This is a genomic window from Faecalibacter rhinopitheci (genome assembly GCF_015234135.1).
Classification (GTDB): domain Bacteria; phylum Bacteroidota; class Bacteroidia; order Flavobacteriales; family Weeksellaceae; genus Empedobacter; species Empedobacter rhinopitheci.
The window spans coordinates 349,782-373,654 of record NZ_JADGIK010000001.1 but is presented as its reverse complement, the minus strand read 5'-3'; the positions used below and the strand labels follow the sequence as shown (position 1 = coordinate 373,654).

Below are 23,873 nucleotides of genomic sequence, written 5' to 3'. Positions count from 1 at the left end.
TTTACTTCAATAATTTTGTTTTAATCTTTTTAGCAAGCGGTTTTTCAAAATATTCAAAACATAAAATACTTAATAATATTGCTGTAATAAAGTAGATTAATATCTTGATAAAATCATTTCCTTCAGGAAATATGTAGTTTCCGTACTTTATTACAATCATGTGAATCATATAAAAACCAAAACTAATTTCTCCTAAATAGACTAAAGTTTTATTTTGCAAGATTTGAGAAATAGCACCTTTTTGTAATGCAAATACCAATACAATTAAGGTAATTGGAATCCAATAATATATTCCATATCTAAAAGCGCGTTGAATAAATTCATGCTCAACAAAGAAGGCTATAAAAATGCCAATAGCTAAAAATTCATAAATTGTTCCACTTACAAAGGAGATTTCTTTATTTTTTATAGACTTATAAAATTGACAAAGTATAATTCCTATGATAAAATCTAGACTTCTAACAATTGGATTGATATAATATACACCTTTTTCTAGGTTGCCGTTATTAGCAATTAACGGTTCGAAGTATATTAATAAAGGAACCGCAATCAAAAATAATATATATTTTAACCATTTAAATTTATGTAAAACAATCACATAAATAGGGAACATTAGATAAAAAAAGAATTCGGTAGAAATACTCCAAGAAACATTGTTTATGGTGAAATAATATGCTTTATCTGGTACAAAAGATTGTAATAAGAAAAGGTTGAGGATGGCTTTGTCCCAACCAAAAAGTTGTTGTATAATAACGTACGGAATCATTATGGCGAACGTTATCAGGTGCAATGGATAGATACGCGCCATGCGTGCGATATAAAAATTTTTGAAAGAAAATTTAGGATTTGTTGTGATTTTCTCAAAGTAATTAAGTGATAAAACAAATCCACTTAAAATAAAAAAGAACCCTACACCTACATAGCCTTCAAAGAATACTGTATTTTTTAATTCATTATACCATTTTAAATCCGTCTTAACAAAAGTTAGATGTGATAAAAATACAGCAAATGCAAAGAAAAAACGTAACGATGTTAAACTGTTTAGCATTAATCTAATATTTTGATTTCCATTTGATAATATTCATCAAATTGTTTAATAAACTCATTCATTTTACTAGCTCTCACAGCAATTGTAAACATACATTTATCTGTAAAATTCTTCTCTTTTATTTCACCATCCATGCGGTCTACATTTCGTTCTACAATTCCTTGCTGATCATAATTAAAAATCATCTTTACACGCTGAGTAATAAATTTCTCTACGATCTCGGCATCTTCTAAGACAACTTGCGCAGCATATTTATAAGCTTTTACAAGACCTGGAATACCTAATTTCGTTCCTCCATAATATCTCACAGAAACAATAAGTACATTGGTAATTTCATGTGACAATATTTGATTATATATTGGCAGACCAGCCGAACCACCAGGTTCTCCATCATCATTGGCTCTGAAGTTTTTGCCATCAATGCCAATAGAGTAGGCATAGCAATGGTGTGTTGCATCAGGCCATTTTTCATATAATTGATTTAAATAGAAATTTACCTCATCTTCAGAATCTACAGGAAATGCATAATTAATAAACTTACTGCCAGATTCTTTAAAAATTACATCTTCTACTGGAGCTTTAATAGTTTTAAAGTTATCAATCATTTTATAAATTTCGTATCACAGTTACATGATCATTTAATACGCTGTATTGTGAGATTCTTTCTCCATTTACTTTAGGAGCACGGATCCCTTCATTCCAAAAAACATCTGAACTTAAAATTCTTGCTTCATCCCAAATACCCATTTTTATAAAACTATTTATGGTGTCATTTCCTCCTTCAATTATCAAAGATTGAATGTTCTTTTGATATAAATATTCTAAAATAGGAGGTATAATATTTTCTTCGAAATTTATCTTTACTAGGTTCAAATTTTCTTGAGAACTATCTTTAATTGCATTAAATATCACCGTTGGAGTGGATTGATCATATAAATTATAATTCCTTGGAATAACTAAAAATTTATCGATTGAAATTCTTAGTGGATTATTTCCTTCCCAAAAGCGAGTGTTAAGTTGCGGATCATCAATTAAGGCAGTTTTTTTGCCTACCAAAATTGCTTGTTCTTCAGTTCTCCATTTATGAACCAATTGTCTAGAAAATCCATTTGTAATCCATTTTTGTACATCATCATGGCCCATGTATCCATCTTGTGTTTGTGCCCATTTTAGGATAATGTATGGTCTTTTCTTTTGATGAAATGTAAAAAAACGGGTATTAAGTTGCTTACATTCTTCTTCAAGAATTCCTAGCGTTACATCAATACCATTTTCTAATAATCTAAGGTATCCTTGTCCATTAACTTTAGCAAAAGGATCTAATGTACCAATTACTACACGCTTGAAATTTTTTGTAATAATTAAATCACAACATGGTGGTGTTTTACCAAAATGGGAACATGGTTCTAATGTTACATAAATAGTGCATTCGTGTAATAGTGTTTTATCTTTTACACTATTTATAGCATTAACTTCGGCGTGAGGCCCACCATATTTGGAAGTAAATCCTTCGCCTATAACTTTATCGTTATGGACAATTATAGAACCAACAAACGGATTAGGATATGTAGATCCTAACCCGTTTTTAGCTATTTGTATACAACGAGCCATATAATGCTCATCGATAATATGTTGTGTCATTAATAAGATTAATGTTTAAAATTGAACTCCAAAAAGTGTTTTTAACTTAATTTCAGATTCTGCTAATTTAATTTTCTTTTCCTCTAATTGTCGATATACATCTTTTAACAAAGGATTATTTTGGTCAGCATTAGCAAAAAAATGAATATTATTATCTAATTGATTGATTTCTTTTTCTAATTCTTCAATTATCTTCTTAGTTTTTCTTATTTCATCGTCTAAACTTCTATTGTCTTTATTGGCTACAATAGTATCAATGAAACCTTGAAGTTTAAAATCTTTTATTTCGTTTTGAGATAGTTTTAAAGACTTTAATTTTTCACTATAAGCTTTAGAAAATTCTTGGTGAATATCAGTTTTGTTAGAAGGAACTTTACCTATTTCACTCCATTTATTATTGTAATCTGCTAATAAAGCTAAACCTTCATTTTTATCAGTTGGCAATTCTAGGCCACGAAATTCATTCAATAATTCTACCTTTAAATTGAAATTATTTTCAAATTGTTCGTTGAATTCATTACCACGATTTTTATAACGATCAAAAAACATATTACAAGTGTCCTTAAATTCCTTCCAAATTTTATCTGAATTTTTTCGAGGTACATGTCCTATTAGTTTCCAGTCATTCTGAACTTTTTTAATCACTTTAACAGAGTTATTCCAATCTGTGCTAGTGCTATGTTCCTTTGCGATTTGAAGTAATTCTTGTTTCTTTTTTAAGTTTACTTGTTGCTCAGTTTTTAGAACTTTATAAAATTCATTTTTTACTTGGTTAAACTGTTTTGTAGCTTCTTTAAAAGCATCCCAAGTTTTATTATTTTTATCTTTTGGCACTCTACCTACTGATAAGAATTTGTTTCTTAACGAATCAATTTCTTTAATTGCTTTTTGCCATTCGCTATGAGATTTGCCTACTGTAGATGTAGTCAATTCATTTATACGATCAATTATTGCAATTTTATTAGAATAGTTATCCGCTTGCTCTTTTTTTAGTTGTTCGTTCAACAGAGCTTTACGATCATGTATTTTATTGGTAAGTTCTTTAAATTTATGCCAAGTTTCTTCCCTTTTTTCTTCTACAACTGGTACAGCTTCTTCTTTCCAAAGACGGTGAAGATATTGTAATTCGTTCAACGCTTTTTGTACGTTTTCTTCGTTTACAAGCTCTTCTGCACGTTTTATAATAGAATATCTTACTTCCAAATTATGCGTATAATCTAATATTTGTAGTTCCTTATTTAGGTCTAGATATTTATAAAAATTATCTAGATGAAAGAAATAATTTTTAAATACATTTTCAGAATTTGCAGCTGGTATACGGCCTGCATTATGCCATCTTGATTTTAAATCTCTAAAAGATTTAAACATATCCGTATTAGATTCGCTATGATTTTGATAAAGAGATTTTAATTCTTCAATAATCGCTAAACGTTCCTCAAGGTTTGCTTTTTCAGTTTTCTCGTTTTCTTTATGATATATATTTAATTGATTTTTATAATCATTAAATACTTCTAAGAATTTTGTTTTATAGGGATTTTCGTATTTAAAGTGTAAAGGATCACCATCTTCAGACAAAAACTTATCTCTCTTTTCGTTTTCTTCGTTCTCTAATTTTTGATAAAAAATATCTTTAATTTGTTCAATATTAGATTTTATTTGATATACGGGGAATTTATTGATTAAGTTTTTAGCTTCATCAATTAATACATCAAGACCAAAAGATTCATAATTCTTACGTTCTATAACGTTTTCAGATTTATGTTGTTGATTTTCACTTAATTTATACGACTCGTTATTTTGATCGTTATTAGTGCTAGATGATAAATTTTTTCCGTCTGCTGATTGCAGGTTATCCATTTCAATACTCATAAATAGAAAGTTTAGTTCCTAACAAATCTAATAAAACAAAACTATAAAATCAATACTAATCTTATAGATTATTCCAAATTTCCCATGATTTTTCAGCTTGTAACACTAACATTTCATACCCATTCTTTATTTTTGCGTCTTTTTCTAATCCATTCTTTAGAAACTGAGTAACCTCAGGATTGTAAATTAAATCATAAAGTAAATGATTGGATGTAAGAAACTGATACGGAATTAGTGGAGCCGTATCTACATTTGGGAAGGTACCAATTGGTGTACAATTAATTATTAAATGGTAAGAATCTATTATCTCTTGATTAAGATCTTGATATGTAAAGTGGCTTTCTCTTTTTTCTCTTGATACAATTTTGTATTCGAATCCAAGTCTCTTTAAACTGTAAATTATAGCTTTCGCAGCGCCGCCATAGCCTAATACCAAGGCTTTTTTATGATGAGGTTGTAACAGAGGAGTCAGAGAATTCTCAAAACCAACACAATCAGTATTATGTCCTATTCGTTTTCCATCTTTAATTAGAACAGTGTTTACTGCACCAATTTCTTTAGCTTCCGCAGATAGTTCATCCAGAAATGGTATAATTTCTTGTTTGTATGGAATTGTAACGTTAAATCCTCTTAGATGAGGTTGTGTAAATACTTTTTCAACTTCTTGTATATGCTGTAAATCAAAAACATCATAGACAGCGTCTACGATGTTTTGATTTATAAATTTTTCAGCAAAATAACTTTTAGAAAAAGAGTAGGATATATTTCTGCCTATTAATCCAAATTGTTGCATGCTTTATATTTTATTTCTGCCCAAATCTTGCTTTAATTAATCGAATAATTAATGGCATATTAGCGGCAATGATTATTCCGAAAATAAATTTTTCTAAATGTTGTTGAACTATCTCAAACCCACCAAGTGTATAACCTAAAACTGAAATTGCTCCCACCCAAAGTAATGCTCCAAGAATACTATAAGTTAGAAATACGCTATACTTCAGGTTTGTGGTTCCACAAATAAATGGAATAATAGTACGAACTACTGGCATAAATCGAGCTATAATAATGGCTTTTTTACCATTTTCATTAAAAAAATGTGTAGCCTTTTCTAAATGTTTTTTCTTTAAAAAGAAGGAATCCTCCTTTTGTAATATCCAATGACCAAATCGTCTTCCTACGTAATAATTTACATTATCTCCCAAAACTGCTGCTACCATTAATAATGGAATTATAAATTCGATATGTAAGTGGTTTTGGCTATCATTAGCTGCAATCATACCTATCGAAAATATTAATGCATCACCAGGTAAAAATGGCATAAGAAATGTCATAATGATTAAGCCTGTCTCTGCAAAAATTATTATAAATAAAATAGCATATATCCAATAACCGTAGGCATCAATCATTTGCATGATGACTTTATCTGGTCGTTGAACAAAATTGCTTAAAAATTCTATAATAGATTGCATGGTAAGATAATTTATGCTGTACGAACAATATCTGCACCAATTGCACGTAAACGTGAATCAATATCCTCGTATCCACGATCTATTTGATCTATATTATGTATCACAGTAGTTCCTTTAGCTGATAATGCTGCAATTAATAAAGACATACCCGCACGGATATCTGGTGATGTAAGTTGAGAACCTTTTAAAGGAATTTCGTGGTTTAATCCAATAATAGTAGCACGATGTGGATCACACAAAATAATTTGTGCACCCATATCAATTAATTTATCTACGAAAAATAATCTTGATTCGAACATTTTTTGATGAATCAATAAACTACCTTTTGCTTGTGTAGCAATGACTAATATAATTGAAAGTAAATCAGGTGTAAAACCAGGCCAAGGTGCATCAGATATCGTTAAGATTGAGCCGTCTATAAAACGTTCAATTTCATAATTTTCTTGTGCAGGAATATAAATATCATCATTACGACGTTCTAGTTTAATTCCTAATTTTCTGAAAACATCTGGAATTATTCCTAAATTTTCCCAAGACACATTTTTTATAGTTAGCTCAGATTTTGTCATTGCTGCTAAACCAATCCATGATCCAATTTCAATCATATCAGGTAAACATGCATGGTCTGTCCCACCTAAAACTTTAACCCCTTCAATAGTTAATAAATTAGAACCGATACCAGAAATTTGAGCGCCCATGCGAATCAACATTTTACATAATTGTTGAATATATGGTTCACAAGCTGCATTATAAATTGTAGTAGTTCCACTTGCCAAAACAGCAGCCATAATAACATTTGCTGTTCCAGTTACAGAGGCTTCATCTAATAGCATATAAGCACCTTGTAATCCATTTTCATCCACTTCTACACCGTAGAAATCTTCTTCTGGATTAAAACGGTATTTAGCCCCTAATGCAAAGAAACCTTCAAAATGTGTATCTAAACGACGACGACCAATTTTATCTCCACCTGGTTTTGGCATGAATGCTTTCCCAAATCGTGCTAATAAAGGTCCCATTAACATGATAGATCCTCTTAATGAAGCGCCATCTTTTTTGAATTCATTAGATTTTAAGTATTCTAAATGTAATTCATCAGCTTGAAAACAATAATCTCCTTTTCCATTTTTTATTGTTTTAACGCCTAAATCTCCTAAGATTTCTATTAAGCGGTTAACGTCGCGAATATCAGGTATGTTAGTTACACGTACTTTTTCACTTGTTAATAAAACAGCACATAAAATTTGTAAAACTTCATTTTTTGCACCTTGAGGTGTGATTTCACCTTTTAATCTTTTACCTCCTTTAATCTGAAATGTTGCCATTGAAAATGATTAATTGTAATTAACCTTTATTGTTATTTCTAACGTTTTGGTTACGATTATTGTTGTTATTACTATTATTTCTATTGGTAGGACTATTCGTGCTATTTGAACGATTTTGATTGTTATTTTGGCGATTTTGATTTTGATTCAGGGTTGATCTATTTTGATAACTTGTATTAGATTTACTCTGATAAGAATTTGATGAATTAATTACACGTTCTGGTTGAACTAAATGATCTTCTACATTTCTTAAATCAATTTTACCCTCTGATAACTCATACAAATGGTTAAAAATGACACTATCATCTACCGTATCTTTATTCCATTTTAAATAACATTTTTTCATGTGATTTGCGATGGCAAAGTATAATCCTTCACTTTTTTCACCTTCTTCCCATGTTACTGCTACATTGATCATTTTTCGGATATTACTTCCGTAATAACGATATTTGTAAATTGAATTTGGATACTCTACTTTATTTGGTTTACTATTTATTGTGTCTGTTTTTGTAGGAATTGGATAAGGTGATTTTACGTCAATTTTAAAATCAGACATAATAAATAACTGATCCCATAACTTGTGCTGAAAATCAGGAATATCACGAAGATGAGGATTTAATTCACCCATCACTTCAATGATAATCTCAGCAAATTCGTTCCTTTCCTTTTCGTCTTGAATTGTTAAACAATGATCTACCATTTGTTGAATATGACGACCATACTCAGGTATGATTAATTGCGTACGTAGTGTATTATATTCCATAGAATTTTTCTACAATTTTAGTCTACAAACTTACTGAATTATTATTTAAAACTTGCTACTATAAGCAACGTTACAAAGCTATTTAACCCAAATTTATCATTCTCCAAGTAAAATGCCAGAAACTGCCCAGAAACTAAAGCTTTCTCCTTCGCGCTCACCTTGTGGTATTTTTACTTGTATTGTATGTTTTCCAACTTTCAAATCACCAAGGTGTATAATATATGGATTTGTAATAGTTGCAGGACACCAGTTAGATCTACTATAATCTGAAGATGATAATCCATTATCAAAATTTCCGGATGCAGGATTGTATAATCTATATGATCCACAATCTTGGCGCCAAGGTGCTAAACTAAATACATTTTTATCATCCACAAATATGGTATTTACTTTTGGTACAAATTCATCTCCATTTCCCCATCCACCATGACCAGTTGTTGTAAAACGCAATTTGGCATTTTTCCAATCTTCCTTTAATTCAAATTCTACAGATAAGCCACGATCTTGGTTAAATAATGTAGAATATTCTTGGGCAGCCATTTCCATTACATTTGTAGTATTAAATAATGCTAGAATTTTATTGTTTTTAAGTAATTGGCGCTCTGAATCATGAATTGTTAAGTTAGCATCAATTACATGTCCACCTTTATCGTAATTTCCGATATAGAATCCGATATAAACTTCTTGATCCGATAATAAACTATGAAATTCTGAGATATCTTGACGATATGGTGTGAATTGATGCCAAGTTTTATCTTTTAATTGAATATGATCAAAATGTTGGATACCAAAAGGAGTAAAAAATCGCATCAATTCAATAGTTGGCTCATAATCTTTTGTCAGTGTATAACCTTGATATTTTTTTCCATTACCATTTTCATAAATTGGTAATGTATTAATGCCTTTAGATAAACCATCAAAAAATGAAATTTTATGATTCATGGGGATCAAAAAAACAGATCCAGTACGGTCGTAAGCATCTCCATTTGAGATTTGTTTTATATCTAAAAAAATCTGAGCTCCTTTTTTTATAAAAGGAAGTTTTATTTTTCGAACTGCGATTGTTCCATGTGCAAAGCGATAAATACTATCTGATGAGAAGACTTCATTTTCGTAGTTAATTTGTTGATTCTCTAGTAAAGGAATTGTTATAAATTTGCTTTTCCAAACTAAATCTTTATAGGTAAGGGGATCTATAGTGTTCTGTTCTATCTCTTTAGTATAATTGGATATTGGATCAGTATTTTTAATGCGTTCTATTTTTGATGCTCTGATGGTAAAATTATTATTTTGAGAATATTCTAAAATAAATCCTAAATCTAATCCAACAGGCGTAGGTGCTGCCTTTATTTTTAGATTATCTACATACCATAAATCTATTGTATTGGAGTTGATAGTAAGTTGAGCTTTTTTACATCTTAATCCTAAAATTCGTTTTGTTTCATTTAGTTTCTTAATTTCAATTTTTTTAAAAGACGTGGAATCTAGCGTTTTCAAAGATTTTTCTTCATCTAATTGAATAATAGAATACAGTGTATTTATATCCTCTTTGTTGTAATAAGTAATTTCATTAGGATATTTTTTATTAAGTTGAAAAGAATTGACAGTTCCAATTACTGTTTTTTCTTCATCAGCAAGTACGCGAATTGGGTTTGCCTCGGCAACTTTTTTATTGTTGCTATACTTTTCATACGTAATTTGATAAGTTTCTTGAGCATACGCACAAATCGAAAAGTAATTTAAAATAATGAAAGTTAATAATCTAATCATTGAAAATAAAAAAAGGTTTACACAAAATGAATTTATGTAAACCTAGATATTTTTAAGGAGTTTTTCAAATTAATTCGTTTATACAAATGCATTAATACCTGTTACATCTGCTCCTGTAATTAATAAATGAATGTCATGTGTTCCTTCGTATGTAATGACAGATTCTAGATTAGCTGCATGTCGCATGTTAGGAAAATCGCCAATAATCCCCATAGCTCCGATAATTTGTCTTGATTCTCTAGCAATATCCAAAGCCATCTTTACATTATTACGTTTCGCCATAGATATTTGTTCAGGAGTCGCTTTATCTTCATTTTTTAAAGTTCCTAAACGCCAAACTAATAATTGTGCTTTTGTAATTTCTGTAATAAATTCAGCTAATTTCTTTTGTTGTAACTGATAAGAAGCTATTGGTTTACCAAATTGTGTACGCTCTAAACTATATTTTAATGCCGTTTCGTAGCAGTCAATTGCAGCGCCAATTACTCCCCAAGAAATTCCGTATCGCGCAGAATTTAAGCAAGATAATGGACCACGTAAACTTTGGATACCTGGTAAAATATTTTCTTGTTTGATCAATATATTATCAAATACCAATTCTCCAGTCTTAGAGGCGCGTAAAGACCATTTATTGTGTGTTTCTGGCGTAGAAAAACCTTCCATTTCACGCTCAACTATTATACCTCTAATTTTACCTTCATCATCTTTTGCCCATACAACTGCAATATTACAAACAGGTGCATTGGTAATCCACATCTTGGCACCATTTAGACGATAATTATCTCCATCTTTCGATAAGCGAGTCTCCATTCCTCCAGGGTTTGAACCATGGTTAGGTTCAGTTAAACCAAATGATCCAATAAATTCTCCAGAAGCTAATTTGGGTAAGAATTTTTGCTTTTGTTCTTCAGATCCATAACTGTAAATTGGATACATTACAAGTGAAGATTGAACAGATGCAGCAGAACGTACAGCGGAATCTCCACGCTCTAGTTCTTGCATAATAATTCCGTACGAAATTTGGTCCAATCCAGCTCCACCATATTCAGTTGGAATATATGGTCCTAGTGCTCCAATTGCGCCCAATTTCTGCATTAAGTTTGGAATATCTCTGTGTTCATGTGCACATTCATCGATAACGGGCATTATTTCTTTATCAACAAAATCTTTTACAGATTGGCGAATGATCAAGTGTTCTTCCGTTAATAGATCATCTATTTTAAAGTAATCAGTTGTATTGTTCATATTATGCGGTTTATTTTATATAAAACTAAATAATATTCATAATAATAAAAATAATTATGAATATTATTTACTAAAAATTTTAAATTATCGAACTTTTGTATAAATTGTAAAAAATTAAAACCACAAAATAATTAAAATAATGTTAGAAAACGAAAAAAGAATACTTGGTATTCAGAATGAAAATTTCGGTACATCTACAGGACAAATATGGTTTGGAAAAGGTGAATTGTTTGCTTCTTTTTCGCCTGTTGATGGAATGGAAATAGCAAAAGTAAGAGCCACAACAAAAGAAGAATATGAAGAAGTACTTACAAAAGCTGAAATAGCTTTTAAGGAATGGAGACTAATTCCTGCGCCAAAAAGAGGAGAAATTGTTCGTCAATTAGGAGATAAACTAAGAGCAAAGAAGAAAGATTTAGGAAAATTAGTTTCTTATGAAATGGGAAAATCTTTGCAGGAAGGCTATGGCGAAGTACAAGAAATGATTGATATATGTGATTTCGCAGTTGGATTGTCACGCCAATTATATGGTTTAACAATTCATTCAGAGCGCCCATCACATCGTATGTATGAGCAATACCATCCTTTAGGAATTGTAGGAGTGATAACGGCATTTAACTTTCCCGTAGCTGTATGGTCTTGGAATACATGTTTAGCCTTAGTATGCGGAGATGCTATAGTTTGGAAACCTAGTGAAAAAACTCCCGTTTGTGCAATAGCTTGCCAAAATATATTAGCTGAAGTATTAAAAGAGAATAACTTACCTGAGGGAATTTCTGCTGTTGTTAGTGGTGGAAAAGAGGTAGGAGAGTGGATGGCACAAGACGAAAGAATTCCTTTGGTTTCTGCTACAGGTTCAACTCGAATGGGAAAAGAAGTAAATGAAGTTGTGGCACGAAGACTAGGTAAAACTTTATTAGAATTAGGAGGAAACAATGCTATAATTGTAACGCCAGACGCTGATTTAAAGATTACCTTAACTGCAGCTGTGTTTGGAGCTGTTGGTACAGCTGGACAACGTTGTACAACTACAAGACGATTAATTGTACATGATTCAATATATGAACAAGTAAAAGTTATTCTTAAAAATGCATATGGACAGTTAAAAATAGGAAATCCATTGGATGCATCAAATCATATCGGACCATTAATCGACCACGATGCAGTACGAGGATATTTAATGGCTTTGGAAATGATTAAAGACCAAGGAGGAGAATTTTTAGTTGATGGTGGAGTTTTACAAACGAATGATTATGCAAGTGGTTGTTATGTAAAACCTGTTATCGCTGAAGTTTCAAATGAAATGGAAATAGTCCAAACAGAAACTTTTGCGCCAATTTTATATTTAATTAAATATTCAGGAGATGTCTTAGATGCAATTGAAATTCAAAATGGTGTAAAACAAGGTCTTTCTTCTGCAATAATGACAAACAATTTACGTGAAGCGGAATTATTCCTTTCTCATCAAGGTTCAGATTGTGGTATTGCAAATGTAAATATTGGTACATCTGGTGCTGAAATTGGTGGGGCATTTGGTGGAGAAAAAGAAACTGGAGGAGGTCGTGAATCAGGTTCTGACGCTTGGAAAATTTATATGCGTAGACAAACAAATACGATTAACTATTCGACAGAATTACCTCTAGCTCAAGGAATACAATTTAATTTCTAACTCAACCCAATTAAACACTACTATGAATACAACAATTTTAAATAAAACAGTACACGACAGACTAGGTCAACATATATTAGCTGATGGTTATCCAATTGTAATGGATTTAGAGAAATCTCAAGGATCTTATATAATAGATGATAAAGGTGACCGTTACTTAGATATGTTTTCAATGTTTGCTTCTACAGCAATTGGATATAATCATCCACATTTAGTAGCGCATACAGATTTTTTAGGTAAGAATGCCATCAATAAACCAGCAATGTCTGATGTATATACCAAAGACTATGCAGATTTATTAGATACATTTGCGCGTGTTGCAATGCCAAAAGAATTACAATATTGTTTCTTTATTTCTGGAGGAGCTTTAGCTGTAGAAAATGCATTAAAAGCCGCGTTTGATTGGAAAACACGTCTAAATTTATCTAAAGGAATAGATTTAGAAGCAAGTAATGTCATTCACTTTAAACAAGCTTTTCACGGACGATCAGGATATACATTATCACTAACGAATACAAAAGATCCACGCAAATATCAGTATTTTCCAAAATTTGATTGGCCTCGCATTGACAATCCAAAAATCATCTTCCCAGAAACAGACATAAACATCGCGCAAACAAAACAAAACGAACAAACAGCAATTCAGCAAATAGAACAAGCTTTACAAACACGTAAAAATGAAGTAGCTTGTATAATCATTGAAACTATTCAAGGAGAAGGCGGAGATAATTATTTCAGACCAGAATTTTTACGAAAATTAAGAGAGATTTGTGATAGAGAGGAAATCCTTCTAATTTTTGATGAGGTACAAACGGGTATGGGAATGACTGGAAAAATGTGGGCTTTTCAACATTATGATGTAATTCCTGATATCATTTCCTTTGGTAAGAAAACACAAGTTTGTGGAATTTTAGCCAATAAAGAAAAAATGGATATGATTCCAAATAATGTTTTCAAGGAATCTAGCCGTATCAATTCAACATTTGGAGGAAATTATATAGATATGTTGCGTTTTAAGTTAATTTTAGAAGTTATCGAAAAAGAAAACTTAGTTGAAAATGCTGCTGAAAAAGGCACTTATATAATGGATAGACTAAAGGATATTGAAAAACACACCAACAAAATTACAAATGTGCGTGGAAAAGGTTTATTCATAGCATTTGATTTTGATAATGACCAAAGTAGAGTTGATTTTATAACAAAATGTTTTAATGATAAATTGATTTTATTGCCATGTGGAGAAAACTCTGTTCGTTTTCGTCCTCATCTTAACGTTTCTTTCAAAGAAGTAAACGAAGCATTAGAAATCGTAAAGAAAGCATTAATATAAGATAACTCAATTCTTAACAATAAAAGTTTTTAACACATTAAATCGTGGAGTATATTTATACCTCACGATTTTTTTTATGCCAATAGAAAGTATATTTTTTGATTTTGACGGAACATTACAAGGGTTCGAAAATCACACCATCAGTGACTCTACAAGAGAAGCATTACATTTATTAAAGCTAAATAACTATAAAATTTATATTGCAACGGGACGCAATTTAGTAGATATGCCCAATGAATTGAAAGCATTTGGCTTTGATGGCTATATCAACAATAATGGAGGGCGATGTTCGGATGCGGACATGCAACCGTTTTTTACAAAATATATAGCTGAAGAGGATATTAAAGCTTTATTAACTTATGTTCACCAAAATCCAATCGCATTTTCTTTAATGACTGAAAAAGGATTTGCCATAAATCGCGTCAATGATTATGTTCAAAAAGCGTATCAATATTTTGGAATGAATGTGCCAGAATTAATTGATTTGAATATAGTCGCTTTGGATCAAGTCATGCAAATGAATTTATTCGTTGATGAAGAAACCGAACAGTACATTGTAAAACAAGTTTTAAGGAATAGTGAATCCTCACGTTGGATGCCTTACTTCGCCGACGTTAATCCAAAAGGGATTCATAAGATGAAAGGCATCGAACGAATGGCAAAACAATACCATTTATATCTTTCCAAAACTATGTGCTTTGGCGATGGAGGAAATGATACAACTATGCTTAAAGGTTGTGCTATAGGTGTCGCAATGGGGAATGCAAATGATGAGGTAAAAGCAATCGCAGATTACGTCACAACTTCTGCAGATGCCGATGGAATTTGGAATGCGTTAAAATATTATGAAATAATTTGATTCTATATTTGTAGAATTAAAAATAAATAATATCTTCATAAAAAATTAAAACTCAATATGAAGAAATTATTATTCACAGCTCTATTTTCAGCTACAGCCTTACTTTATGCACAAGATAAAATTATTGTAGAATATCGTCAAGTCAATGAATATGATGAGGAAAAGCTAAAACAATCCAACGCTGAATTAGCCCAAAAAGGTGGTATTCAATTTGGGTCGATGAAATCTCCTGATATACTTTATCAATTAGAAGTTAACGATGGTTTTTTAAATTATGATAAAATTGAATCGGTAAACAATAACCAAGGTGCAGGAAATGTAAGTTTTTCTATTAGTGTAGGAGGAGAATTTAAAAATACGACGTCTACTATTTCTGAACAAAAGTTTAGACAAGAAGTTGTTTTAGATGGAAAGAGATTTACGGTTGTTTCGCCATATAATAACTATAATTGGAAAATAACGGATATCGAAGATAAGATTTTGGGTTATAAAGTCATTAAAGCGGTTAGTGAAATTGATGGAAGAAAAGTTGCGGCTTGGTTTGCGCCAGATATTCCAGTGAATGCAGGACCTAGTCGTATCAATGGTCTTCCAGGTTTAGTCTTAAAATCGGCATCCGAAACTGGAGGGAAAATGGGTTTAATTATTAATTTTACAGCTGAAAAAATGAATCTAAATCCTAAAAAATTCACAAAAATAAAACCTTTTACTGCGCCTGAAATTTCTCAAGATGAGTTTAAAAAATTACAAGACGAATCTCGTAAAAAAATGATGGAATCTTTTAGTACAGGAGTTGATGTAAAATAAATCAAAAAAGACCATCTATGCAGATTGGTCTTTTTTGTTAAATTTATTCTAAATCAATAACAATTAATATTTTATTAAATACGAAATATTATATATTAGTTAGAATTCTTTTTAAAAAAATTTATGATAAAAAAACTATTATTTTTAACACTATTTTTTGAATTTTCAATACTCTTTGCACAAGAAAAACTAGAAATTAAATATGAGTTTGAATATGCATTTGATTTAAGTAAAGCAGATAAGGCTTCGATGTTGGATTTTTATAAAGCGACTAATGAAAATAAAGGCGATTACAATTTAATTACCTCTAAAACAGAAGCAACTTTTGCACCAATAGAAAAATTAAATAATCAACAAAATAAAACAGGAGGGGGAGGTTCAATGTTACCACCAAGAAATTCGTATTATTTAAATTATTCTACAAATGAAATTGTTGAATTAAAAGATATGATAAGCAAGAGTTTTATTGTAACAGATTCTTTGCCAACTTACAACTGGGTGATACAAAAAGAAAAGACTAAACTTTTAGGTTATGATGTAAAGTTAGCCTCTGCGACTCGTGGTAAATTAACTTATGAAGCTTGGTTTGCGCCAAAATTGAACTTTAAAAGTGGACCGTTCAGCTTTAATGGATTACCAGGTGTTATTCTTCAATTGACAGAAACAGATGCGCAAGGACATCAAAAAATAACGAAGGCTGTAGAAGTCAAAATAAACGATAAAGCGAGGATTAATAAGCCGACTAAAGGAGAAGTGATTTCGAAAGAAGGTTATGAAGCATTTATGGAAGAAATGTTGCAAAAACAACAAGAGCGATTGAATAATCGGGTGATTAGAAAGATTGATTAATTCTTGGACTTATTTATTTTTAGTTTCTGAATTACAATTATGAAAAAACTCCTATCTGTTGTATTACTTGCAACATCATTATTTTCTACTGCCCAAGAAAAAGTGGTGGTTGAATATGAATTTTACAATGTTTTTGATTTATCAAAAGAAACCAATCCAAAAATGCTCGAAATTTATAAAAATAGTAATGAGAAACGTTCTTACTTTGAATTGGTAACAACTGCTGATGAATCGATCTACAAAAAAATAGAACGCATCGATAATTCGCAAGGCAAGAGTGGAGCTGCAATTTCGTTTGGAGGGGCAGGAGATGATTTTTATAAGAATTTAAAAGAAAATGAATCCCTAACCTTTATGAATTATAATGGTTTAAAATTAATCATAAAGGATTTTCTAAAAGTACAACCTTGGGTCATTCAAAAGGAGAAAGATAAATTTTTAGGTTATGATGTTAAAAAAGCTTTTTATAAAGATAATAACACAATTTTTACAGCTTGGTATGCACCAAAATTAGCCATTAAAAATGGACCAATCGAATATGGTGGATTACCAGGATTAATCTTAAAACTTGAAATTGTAAATTCGAGTGATAAAGGAGAAAATAAGCGTATTTATCACGCAAAAGAAATCAAAATTGATTCGAAAGCAAAAATTGAACGACCAACAAAAGGTAAAATAGTTTCTGAAAAAGAATTCAGTCAAATCATAGAAGAAGAAAACCGAAAATATGAAGAGATGGAAAATAACAAAGTCGAAACAAAAATAGATTAAATACAAAAAGCCAACCGAAACGTTGGCTTTTTATATTTAAAAACTTAAATTAAAATCTAATCGGAATCGATCTTCAGATTTTTTATATTCAGGATTGGTCATATAATAACCTTTTATCTCATTAGAAATAAAGAACCTTGCACGCATTTGTAAATATTTATTAAAACGATAACCAGCGCTAAATTCAGGACCCTGAATATTAGTGGATGCCCAACGTGTATAATCATATTGTGCAAAATAATCCATCGCCGCATATTTTTCCATGTATAAGTAGGAAACAGATGCCCAAATATTTTTAGGAATATTTAAATTTCCAGTAGATATACTTGCAACAAACCCATCATTTTGTTTTCTGAAATCTGGTGAGTTTGATGATAAAAAAGCGTCATTATTTGTGAAATTATTCATTCCATTTGTATCATGAATCAAATGAGAAATTGGATTTTTTGTATAATTTTTGAAATTATGGTAATAATCTACTATAAATGTCAGGTTTCTGACATTTGGTAAACTAAGCATTATTTGATTTGTCCAAATAGAATAATCCGGCGCTAAATCTCCATCGTGGTATTTAATACCTGCACTGCTTTGTGCAATGTCGTTAATATATCGCGTAGGTAATTTTTCAGCTTTAATTAATCCTGTTTCAGCTTTCCAAGAAAGGTTTTCTACACTTTGACTCGCACGGACAGAAGCACCATATACTTTTCCTTGTTCTTTATATGCTGCGTTATTTTTATAGTTTTCTATGAAATAAGCAATTCGTGGAGATACATTTACTTTTCCCAATTTATAATCTGCAGTAATGGTTAAACCATCGTGCATAGGAATATCAAATTGTACCCCTTTTTGGTTACTCCAAATTCTTCCTGCATCTTGTCGACCAGCTCGAAATTCGTAATTTCCTAATTTATAATTAAGCCAAAACTGGTCCATGATTATATTGAAACGCTCATCTACATTTTCTCCAAACGTTACAAACGAATATTGTTTTTGTCCTGTTCTTAAGCGTGCATGAAAATCTAAATTATCAGTCAATTTAGTATCAATATTAAGATAAAAGTTCATTCTTGTCCAAAAACGCTTATGCAGACTTGTTACTTCACCAGTAGAAGGATTAATTTCATTTTGTTTAAAATCCCATTCTCCTACACGCAATAAACCTGTTCCGCTGAATTTAATACGATCTCCAATTAATTTTCGATCATCTTTAGGTTCTTCTTTTTCGATTGGTTTTGGTGAAACTGTTAATTCAGAAGTAGAATTTAGTTGTTGTAATTGAATAAGTTTAATTTCTTTTTGTACTTCTTCCTGAATCATTTGTCTTAACATTTCACGCGAAATTGTAATTGAATCATTTTCTTGCGAGAAACCTATCTGACTAAAAAATAGTGAGATTATAAAGGATTTTCCTAAAATCTGTTGGACAGGAATATTCATTTAGAATAAATTTTGAAATAGTTATAGAACAAAATTATTGAAAAAAATCTGGATAATTTCTAAAGTTTTAGGTATAAAATATTGATAATCAAATATACGGATGTTGTATATTTCTATTTGGAATAATAGATTAATTAAATTTTATCCAACTTAAAAAATGGCCGTAATTAATAAAATGAATAATTATTTTGTTTAAGTGTTTGAAAATAAATTAAATTAGAATCATGCGGAATAATCTATTTATATACTGAAAGGAGTAAATAAATGATTGAGTTATAATTATTATAGTTTATTGTTAATAATTAAAGTATTTTTAAAAAAAATAAATGTTTTTATACTATAATTATTATAATGTGAAGTGGTATAATTTACAGACTATGTAATATTTCCAAAATGATTCTGAAATTATTCGTAACTAAATAGTCTTGTAATTTTTAATATATAATGCAAAAAGCCAACAATTAAGTTGGCTTTTCAAATATCTAATTGAAACGATTATTTGTCAATAGATCCCATTACACGTTGCATAAATGTATTTGCAGCAGTACGTTCGTCCATTCCTTCTTCTTCCATCATTTGCTTCATTTCAATAGCTCCACAAATATTAGAAATCATTTCTCCGATTACTTCTTGTTCTGGTTCTTTTACCGCTGGAGAATCAGCGTAAGCTTCTAAAACCTCTAACGCAGTTTCCATAGCTTCTACAGAAACTGTTTTTGCTAAATTTTTAAATACCGGCAGCTTCATTGATCAATTCTTTTACAGCATCAATTTTAGATGCAGTTACTTGTCCTACATTAACTCCTCCTTTAAAAACTGCGAAAGTTGGTAAATTTGGAACTTCAGCTAATTGTCTTGAAGCTGGTAATTTTTCAGCATCAACATATAAAAATTCTGCTTGTCCTTCGTACTCAGCAGCTAATTTTTTGAATTTTGGTTTTACTAAACGACAGTTACCACACCATCCTGCACCATATTGTACAATTACTATATTGTTATCAGCTACTACTTGAGCTAAGTTATCTTGTTCTAATTCTGCAAACATTTTTTTTAATTTTTAAACGTTAAAAATTGGGTATAAAAAAGGCTGTCTAAGGTATAAACTTAGTGATTTTTGCTTGAAAATGAATTCGATAAAAATCTCCTGTCAATCAGTTTAGACAGCCCCTTCGTGAATTTTGGATCTCGTTAGATAACCCAAATTATTGATTAGTGAGAAGCTAAATAAGAAGCAACACCATCTTTTGTAGCGTTCATTGCATCTTTTCCTTCTTCCCAGTTTGCTGGACAAACTTCTCCGTATTTTTCAACGTGTAAGATTGCGTCTAATAAACGTACATACTCATCGATATTACGTCCTAATGGTAAATCATTGATTGTTTCGTGACGAACAACACCGTTTTTGTCGATGATGAAAGTACCACGGTATGCTACTGGAGCTCCCTCGAATTTTAATGAATCGTTTTCTTCATTGTAAACGTACTCACCAGCTAATACACCGTAGTCCATAGCAATAGTTTTAGCGAAATCTGCAACGATTGGGTAAGTAACACCTTCTATACCTCCATTATCTTTAGCAGTGTTTAACCATGCTAAGTGAGTTTCTTCTGAATCAACAGATGCAGCAATAACTACAGCGTCTCTTTTCTCAAATTCAGCTAATTTAGCTTGGAAAGCGTGTAATTCTGTTGGACAAACAAAAGTAAAATCTTTTGGGTAAAAGAATAATACGATATTTTTCTCACCAATTGGTAATGAAAAGTTTTCAACGATTTCGTCTCCATCGATTACTGCAGGCGCTGTAAATAAAGGCGCTTTTTTTCCTACTAATGACATAATTTAATGTTTTTTATATTTATGATATATTTTTTACTAAAAGTAAAATTGTGTTTTGTTACTTTTCTGATACAAACTTATGCTCTTATAGCGGTGTTACAAACCTTTTTCAATTTCTATTTTAGATAAAACAATAGATAATTTTTATAACCATACATATGTTATAATTATATTTATTGATAATCAAGATGCTAAGCTCACATAAATTTTATCAGAGGTTGAAAACAAATAAATTTTGTTTCATAATCTTACATAAAGATAACATTTGCACTGAATTTTAAAAATGATATAAATTAGTTTGGGAGAACTGTTAAACCATTTATAACATAAAAAGCCATCAATTTCTTAATTGATGGCTTTTAGATTAGTATGTCATTAATTATGCTTCTACCGCGACTAATGAATTTTCAAAAGTTTTAATTTTTTCATCTATAGAAACTTTTAAATCTTCATTTACGATATTTCCTTCTTTAAAATTATCGTAAAAAGATGGGAAAGTAGATGAAGCAACCACCTCACCGCTTGCAAAATGTACAAAAGTTTTTAATCCAACTTCCAATACATTTCCTCCACCGTATCCACCTGGAGAAGTTGCTAATAATAAGATTTTTTTATCTTTTAAATATGGCATTTCAATTCGAGAAACCCAGTCTAAAATATTTTTTAAAGCAACAGAAAAATTACCGTTATGTTCCGCTAACGAAATAATTAATCCATCTGCATCTTTAATCTCTTTGTGGAAATCAATAGCTTGTTGTGGAAACCCAGAAGCTTGACGTTCTATTGAATAAATAGGCATCTCATAATCATTAAGATCAACGACATTTATATCATGTGATGCTAACTGCGCTGTAGCATAATTTAATAATTCTTTATTGATTGATGTTGTACTATTTGAACCAGCGAAAGCTAAGATTTTCATATATTTTATATTTAATTCTGTTTAACGGCACAAATATAAAATACAAATCACTTAATATGTATTGATTTATGATAGGATTTTTATTGAATTGAATAAATAATTAAACTTTATTCTTAAAAGATTGTATTTTTGATTTTAATTCATGGTCTAATTCGATATTAGTTATTTTACCATCAATAAAATTTTCATTAAACTTAGGTAATGCAAATTCTTCTAACACTTCACCACCAAATTTTGTTATTAATTTTATACCAGCTTCTAGTGAATTTCTTCCGCCATATCCGCCTGGAGAAGTGCTCATTGCAAAAATCTTTTTGTCTTTAAAAAACTGATATTCGATACGAGAACACCAATCCATATAACTTTTAAAAACTGCAGTAAAACATGCATTGTGTTCTGAAAATGAAATAAGCACAATTTGCGCATCTTTTATAGTTTGATAAAAACGTATTACCTCATCGGAAAAGCCATCTTCTTTTTCTATATCTATGTCATAGGTTGGAATACTATAATCATTAAAATCTAAAATATATGCTTCACCATATAGATGTACGGCATAAGTAACTAATTGTTTATTAATAGAAGTTTTGCTATTACTTCCTGCAAAGGCTATTGTATTCATAGGTTTTTATTTTCAATTTACGGAAAATAAATATATTCTAAACAGATGATTTTTAAATCATTATAACTGTGGATAGTCATCTATAAACTGTTGAATATCCTCGTATTTTGTGATATGTAAAGCTTCGGTTACGTTGAGTAATGAGATTTTATCTTTTTGGTAATAGTAAATCAATTCATTTTTAGCTTTCAATAATTCATTTTCTGTTAATTGTTTAAATTGAATATTAATTTTCTTTCCTGATTTTAAATTTAATTCTAAAAAGTTACTTATACCTAATGAATAGCTTGTTCTATTTTTTTGCATTACGATTGGTCGTTGATTTCTTTTAAAATCGAAAGCATTAATTGTAATTTTTTGAATGTCGTTTAAGTCAATAACTTGATAATCCATAACTATTCTTTCTTTTTCAAAGACAAGTTTTTTTAATAATTCATCTGGGGTTAAATCTCCATCTATTCTCAATAAACTATAATAATATATACCAACTAGAGCTATAGTGATCCATAAACCATTCAATAGAATATATCTGTAATTTTCTTCTTCAGGCAAATCGATAAATTCATTCAATATAAAAAAACAGAAAACTAAACCTAAAAAAGCCAGAGGCTTTAAGTTAATATCGGTTAATAGTGATTTTTCTTTTGGTGTATAGATAGAAAATTGATGTGTACTCATATTACTTTTCAGCTTCATTTTTGATGTGATTTAGTACCCGATAATGAATTTGATGAATGATTTCATTACTCCATAAACGCCAATAAAATTCTGGATATATTCTGTGAGTATACCAAGTAGTACCAGTTAATTCAGTAGTATTTTCGTCGATTTTTTTTAATCTAAACTCACCATTCTTTGAAACAAAATAATCATGTAAATGAGCAGCATCAAAATTCCAATACGAAATTTCTTTCATTGGAGCAGGTTGTTGTAAAACATCAAAAGCCAAATGCATAGGAGCGTTCCAAGTGGTGATTGGTTCAACAAAACTTCCTGTTGTAAAGTTGCAATATCTAATTGCACCGATACCTTCACCTTCTATTGTTGCATTGATTGGATATGCAATTCCAGCTTTAAAAAGTAATTCTGTTGGTTCTTCCAATTGAGGAAAAGTAACTACATTTTCCCATACTTTTTCAATTGGAGCATGAATAATAAGAGAAGTTTTGACTTCAGAAAGTGAGGGTTTCTGTTGCTTTTCAGCAAACGATAAACCTATAAATAATGTGGATCCAATAAGTATAATGGGTAAAGGATGATGATTTATTCTACGCACATAAGCCAGAGAAATTACACATCCAATAAATACAAATAGGAATAAAATAGGAGAGGCCATAATAATACAAATGAGACCTTCAACCCCTACAAGTAAGATGGTTAATGAAACAGCAATTGTGTTTATAAAACCACAAAGTGTTGCAGTAGAAAGTTTAAGTTCATTTGGCTTATTTTTACTGATAAGAAGTGTAGTTAAAAAACCTATTAATAAGGGCGTAAGTAAAAACAAAGCAATCCCGTAGGACTCAATAAATCGTGTACCAATACTAATTAGTACTACCCCAAAAAGTATCGGAATATAAAAATGTTGGTGTTTTTTATAGAAATTCATGAATCGTATTAATTCATAAATTTAAAAAA

Annotated in this window: 24 protein-coding genes; 6 read left to right on the top strand and 18 right to left on the bottom strand. The window is 30.4% G+C overall.

Annotated features, from left to right (window positions below):
- Position 1: 1 nt before the first annotated feature.
- From IM532_RS01770 to IM532_RS01725, 10 genes are all read right to left on the bottom strand, one after another.
- Positions 2-1,048 (bottom strand): acyltransferase family protein, encoded by a 1,047-nt coding sequence (locus tag IM532_RS01770; RefSeq protein ID WP_194181728.1) that lies wholly within the window; start codon positions 1,046-1,048, stop codon positions 2-4.
- On the bottom strand, positions 1,048-1,653 hold the full coding sequence (locus IM532_RS01765) for an IMPACT family protein (RefSeq protein WP_194181727.1): 606 nt from the start codon (positions 1,651-1,653) through the stop codon (positions 1,048-1,050). Before IM532_RS01765 ends, IM532_RS01770 begins: the two co-directional genes overlap by 1 nt.
- Before the next feature lies 1 nt (position 1,654).
- On the bottom strand, positions 1,655-2,689 hold the full coding sequence (ribD, locus tag IM532_RS01760) for a bifunctional diaminohydroxyphosphoribosylaminopyrimidine deaminase/5-amino-6-(5-phosphoribosylamino)uracil reductase RibD (RefSeq protein ID WP_194181726.1): 1,035 nt from the start codon (positions 2,687-2,689) through the stop codon (positions 1,655-1,657).
- A gap of 15 nt (positions 2,690-2,704) precedes the next feature.
- Positions 2,705-4,558, bottom strand: a complete 1,854-nt coding sequence (locus IM532_RS01755; protein ID WP_194181725.1) for a DUF349 domain-containing protein — start codon at positions 4,556-4,558, stop codon at positions 2,705-2,707.
- A gap of 61 nt (positions 4,559-4,619) precedes the next feature.
- Positions 4,620-5,351: a shikimate dehydrogenase family protein gene (locus IM532_RS01750; RefSeq protein ID WP_194181724.1), complete on the bottom strand. Its 732-nt coding sequence runs from the start codon at positions 5,349-5,351 to the stop codon at positions 4,620-4,622.
- A gap of 10 nt (positions 5,352-5,361) precedes the next feature.
- Entirely contained in the window at positions 5,362-6,027 is a 666-nt protein-coding gene (locus IM532_RS01745; RefSeq protein WP_194181723.1) for a VTT domain-containing protein, read from the bottom strand.
- 11 nt (positions 6,028-6,038) lie between these two features.
- Positions 6,039-7,352, bottom strand: a complete 1,314-nt coding sequence (murA, locus tag IM532_RS01740) for a UDP-N-acetylglucosamine 1-carboxyvinyltransferase (protein ID WP_194181722.1) — start codon at positions 7,350-7,352, stop codon at positions 6,039-6,041.
- 19 nt (positions 7,353-7,371) lie between these two features.
- Complete coding sequence (locus IM532_RS01735) at positions 7,372-8,115, bottom strand: DUF4290 domain-containing protein (protein ID WP_194181721.1); 744 nt, start codon at positions 8,113-8,115, stop codon at positions 7,372-7,374.
- Between the two features lie 96 nt (positions 8,116-8,211).
- Positions 8,212-9,885 carry a PNGase F N-terminal domain-containing protein gene (locus IM532_RS01730; RefSeq protein WP_194181720.1) on the bottom strand — a complete coding sequence of 558 codons (1,674 nt, stop codon included), beginning with the start codon at positions 9,883-9,885 and terminating at the stop codon, positions 8,212-8,214.
- A gap of 78 nt (positions 9,886-9,963) precedes the next feature.
- The gene (locus tag IM532_RS01725; protein ID WP_194181719.1) at positions 9,964-11,130 is read right to left on the bottom strand and encodes an acyl-CoA dehydrogenase family protein; all 1,167 of its coding nucleotides are present in this window, start codon (positions 11,128-11,130) and stop codon (positions 9,964-9,966) included.
- A 139-nt stretch (positions 11,131-11,269) separates the two neighbouring features.
- Between IM532_RS01725 and amaB the strand changes: the two genes are divergently transcribed.
- The 6 genes from amaB (at position 11,270) to IM532_RS01695 (ending at position 17,415) form a co-directional block, all read left to right on the top strand.
- Positions 11,270-12,799, top strand: a complete 1,530-nt coding sequence (gene amaB, locus IM532_RS01720) for an L-piperidine-6-carboxylate dehydrogenase (protein WP_194181718.1) — start codon at positions 11,270-11,272, stop codon at positions 12,797-12,799.
- A 22-nt stretch (positions 12,800-12,821) separates the two neighbouring features.
- Positions 12,822-14,129 (top strand): L-lysine 6-transaminase, encoded by a 1,308-nt coding sequence (gene lat / locus IM532_RS01715; RefSeq protein WP_194181717.1) that lies wholly within the window; start codon positions 12,822-12,824, stop codon positions 14,127-14,129.
- 76 nt (positions 14,130-14,205) lie between these two features.
- Positions 14,206-14,988 carry a Cof-type HAD-IIB family hydrolase gene (locus IM532_RS01710; protein ID WP_194181716.1) on the top strand — a complete coding sequence of 261 codons (783 nt, stop codon included), beginning with the start codon at positions 14,206-14,208 and terminating at the stop codon, positions 14,986-14,988.
- A 57-nt stretch (positions 14,989-15,045) separates the two neighbouring features.
- Positions 15,046-15,795 carry a GLPGLI family protein gene (locus IM532_RS01705; RefSeq protein ID WP_194181715.1) on the top strand — a complete coding sequence of 250 codons (750 nt, stop codon included), beginning with the start codon at positions 15,046-15,048 and terminating at the stop codon, positions 15,793-15,795.
- Positions 15,796-15,918: 123 nt separating this feature from the next.
- Positions 15,919-16,644 carry a GLPGLI family protein gene (locus tag IM532_RS01700; protein ID WP_194181714.1) on the top strand — a complete coding sequence of 242 codons (726 nt, stop codon included), beginning with the start codon at positions 15,919-15,921 and terminating at the stop codon, positions 16,642-16,644.
- Between the two features lie 39 nt (positions 16,645-16,683).
- Complete coding sequence (locus IM532_RS01695) at positions 16,684-17,415, top strand: GLPGLI family protein (RefSeq protein ID WP_194181713.1); 732 nt, start codon at positions 16,684-16,686, stop codon at positions 17,413-17,415.
- Positions 17,416-17,451: 36 nt separating this feature from the next.
- Here IM532_RS01695 and IM532_RS01690 read toward each other — a convergent pair whose 3' ends face one another.
- The 8 genes from IM532_RS01690 to IM532_RS01655 all read right to left on the bottom strand — a co-directional run bounded on the left by IM532_RS01690 (position 17,452) and on the right by IM532_RS01655 (position 23,844).
- A complete protein-coding gene (locus IM532_RS01690) occupies positions 17,452-18,855 on the bottom strand; it encodes a hypothetical protein (protein WP_194181712.1) in 1,404 nt (467 codons plus the stop codon).
- Positions 18,856-19,350: 495 nt separating this feature from the next.
- The gene (locus IM532_RS01685) at positions 19,351-19,602 is read right to left on the bottom strand and encodes a DUF6952 family protein (protein ID WP_194181711.1); all 252 of its coding nucleotides are present in this window, start codon (positions 19,600-19,602) and stop codon (positions 19,351-19,353) included.
- The gene (locus tag IM532_RS01680; RefSeq protein ID WP_194181710.1) at positions 19,583-19,900 is read right to left on the bottom strand and encodes a thioredoxin family protein; all 318 of its coding nucleotides are present in this window, start codon (positions 19,898-19,900) and stop codon (positions 19,583-19,585) included. Before IM532_RS01680 ends, IM532_RS01685 begins: the two co-directional genes overlap by 20 nt.
- Positions 19,901-20,064: 164 nt before the next feature.
- Positions 20,065-20,691, bottom strand: coding sequence for a peroxiredoxin (locus tag IM532_RS01675; protein WP_194181709.1), 627 nt, complete (start codon positions 20,689-20,691; stop codon positions 20,065-20,067).
- 379 nt (positions 20,692-21,070) lie between these two features.
- Positions 21,071-21,613, bottom strand: a complete 543-nt coding sequence (locus IM532_RS01670; protein ID WP_194181708.1) for an NADPH-dependent FMN reductase — start codon at positions 21,611-21,613, stop codon at positions 21,071-21,073.
- Positions 21,614-21,713: 100 nt separating this feature from the next.
- Entirely contained in the window at positions 21,714-22,235 is a 522-nt protein-coding gene (locus tag IM532_RS01665; RefSeq protein ID WP_194181707.1) for an NADPH-dependent FMN reductase, read from the bottom strand.
- A gap of 60 nt (positions 22,236-22,295) precedes the next feature.
- A complete protein-coding gene (locus tag IM532_RS01660; RefSeq protein ID WP_194181706.1) occupies positions 22,296-22,931 on the bottom strand; it encodes a hypothetical protein in 636 nt (211 codons plus the stop codon).
- Positions 22,915-23,844 (bottom strand): hypothetical protein, encoded by a 930-nt coding sequence (locus IM532_RS01655; RefSeq protein WP_194181705.1) that lies wholly within the window; start codon positions 23,842-23,844, stop codon positions 22,915-22,917. Before IM532_RS01655 ends, IM532_RS01660 begins: the two co-directional genes overlap by 17 nt.
- Positions 23,845-23,873 lie beyond the last annotated feature (29 nt).

Excerpts from the sequence above, each read along its gene's own strand:
- IM532_RS01745 (WP_194181723.1), bottom strand. The coding sequence starts at position 6,027 with ATGCAATCTATTATAGAATTTTTAAGCAATTTTGTTCAACGACCAGAT.
- IM532_RS01755 (WP_194181725.1), bottom strand. The coding sequence starts at position 4,558 with ATGAGTATTGAAATGGATAACCTGCAATCAGCAGACGGAAAAAATTTA.
- IM532_RS01685 (WP_194181711.1), bottom strand. The coding sequence starts at position 19,602 with ATGAAGCTGCCGGTATTTAAAAATTTAGCAAAAACAGTTTCTGTAGAA.
- IM532_RS01670 (WP_194181708.1), bottom strand. The coding sequence starts at position 21,613 with ATGAAAATCTTAGCTTTCGCTGGTTCAAATAGTACAACATCAATCAAT.
- IM532_RS01695 (WP_194181713.1), top strand. The coding sequence starts at position 16,684 with ATGAAAAAACTCCTATCTGTTGTATTACTTGCAACATCATTATTTTCT.
- IM532_RS01675 (WP_194181709.1), bottom strand. The coding sequence starts at position 20,691 with ATGTCATTAGTAGGAAAAAAAGCGCCTTTATTTACAGCGCCTGCAGTA.
- IM532_RS01680 (WP_194181710.1), bottom strand. The coding sequence starts at position 19,900 with ATGTTTGCAGAATTAGAACAAGATAACTTAGCTCAAGTAGTAGCTGAT.
- ribD (WP_194181726.1), bottom strand. The coding sequence starts at position 2,689 with ATGACACAACATATTATCGATGAGCATTATATGGCTCGTTGTATACAA.
- murA (WP_194181722.1), bottom strand. The coding sequence starts at position 7,352 with ATGGCAACATTTCAGATTAAAGGAGGTAAAAGATTAAAAGGTGAAATC.
- IM532_RS01660 (WP_194181706.1), bottom strand. The coding sequence starts at position 22,931 with ATGAAGCTGAAAAGTAATATGAGTACACATCAATTTTCTATCTATACA.
- lat (WP_194181717.1), top strand. The coding sequence starts at position 12,822 with ATGAATACAACAATTTTAAATAAAACAGTACACGACAGACTAGGTCAA.
- IM532_RS01700 (WP_194181714.1), top strand. The coding sequence starts at position 15,919 with ATGATAAAAAAACTATTATTTTTAACACTATTTTTTGAATTTTCAATA.
- IM532_RS01710 (WP_194181716.1), top strand. The coding sequence starts at position 14,206 with ATGCCAATAGAAAGTATATTTTTTGATTTTGACGGAACATTACAAGGG.
- IM532_RS01655 (WP_194181705.1), bottom strand. The coding sequence starts at position 23,844 with ATGAATTTCTATAAAAAACACCAACATTTTTATATTCCGATACTTTTT.
- IM532_RS01665 (WP_194181707.1), bottom strand. The coding sequence starts at position 22,235 with ATGAATACAATAGCCTTTGCAGGAAGTAATAGCAAAACTTCTATTAAT.
- IM532_RS01735 (WP_194181721.1), bottom strand. The coding sequence starts at position 8,115 with ATGGAATATAATACACTACGTACGCAATTAATCATACCTGAGTATGGT.
- IM532_RS01770 (WP_194181728.1), bottom strand. The coding sequence starts at position 1,048 with ATGCTAAACAGTTTAACATCGTTACGTTTTTTCTTTGCATTTGCTGTA.
- amaB (WP_194181718.1), top strand. The coding sequence starts at position 11,270 with ATGTTAGAAAACGAAAAAAGAATACTTGGTATTCAGAATGAAAATTTC.
- IM532_RS01690 (WP_194181712.1), bottom strand. The coding sequence starts at position 18,855 with ATGAATATTCCTGTCCAACAGATTTTAGGAAAATCCTTTATAATCTCA.
- IM532_RS01730 (WP_194181720.1), bottom strand. The coding sequence starts at position 9,885 with ATGATTAGATTATTAACTTTCATTATTTTAAATTACTTTTCGATTTGT.
- IM532_RS01765 (WP_194181727.1), bottom strand. The coding sequence starts at position 1,653 with ATGATTGATAACTTTAAAACTATTAAAGCTCCAGTAGAAGATGTAATT.
- IM532_RS01750 (WP_194181724.1), bottom strand. The coding sequence starts at position 5,351 with ATGCAACAATTTGGATTAATAGGCAGAAATATATCCTACTCTTTTTCT.
- IM532_RS01725 (WP_194181719.1), bottom strand. The coding sequence starts at position 11,130 with ATGAACAATACAACTGATTACTTTAAAATAGATGATCTATTAACGGAA.
- IM532_RS01705 (WP_194181715.1), top strand. The coding sequence starts at position 15,046 with ATGAAGAAATTATTATTCACAGCTCTATTTTCAGCTACAGCCTTACTT.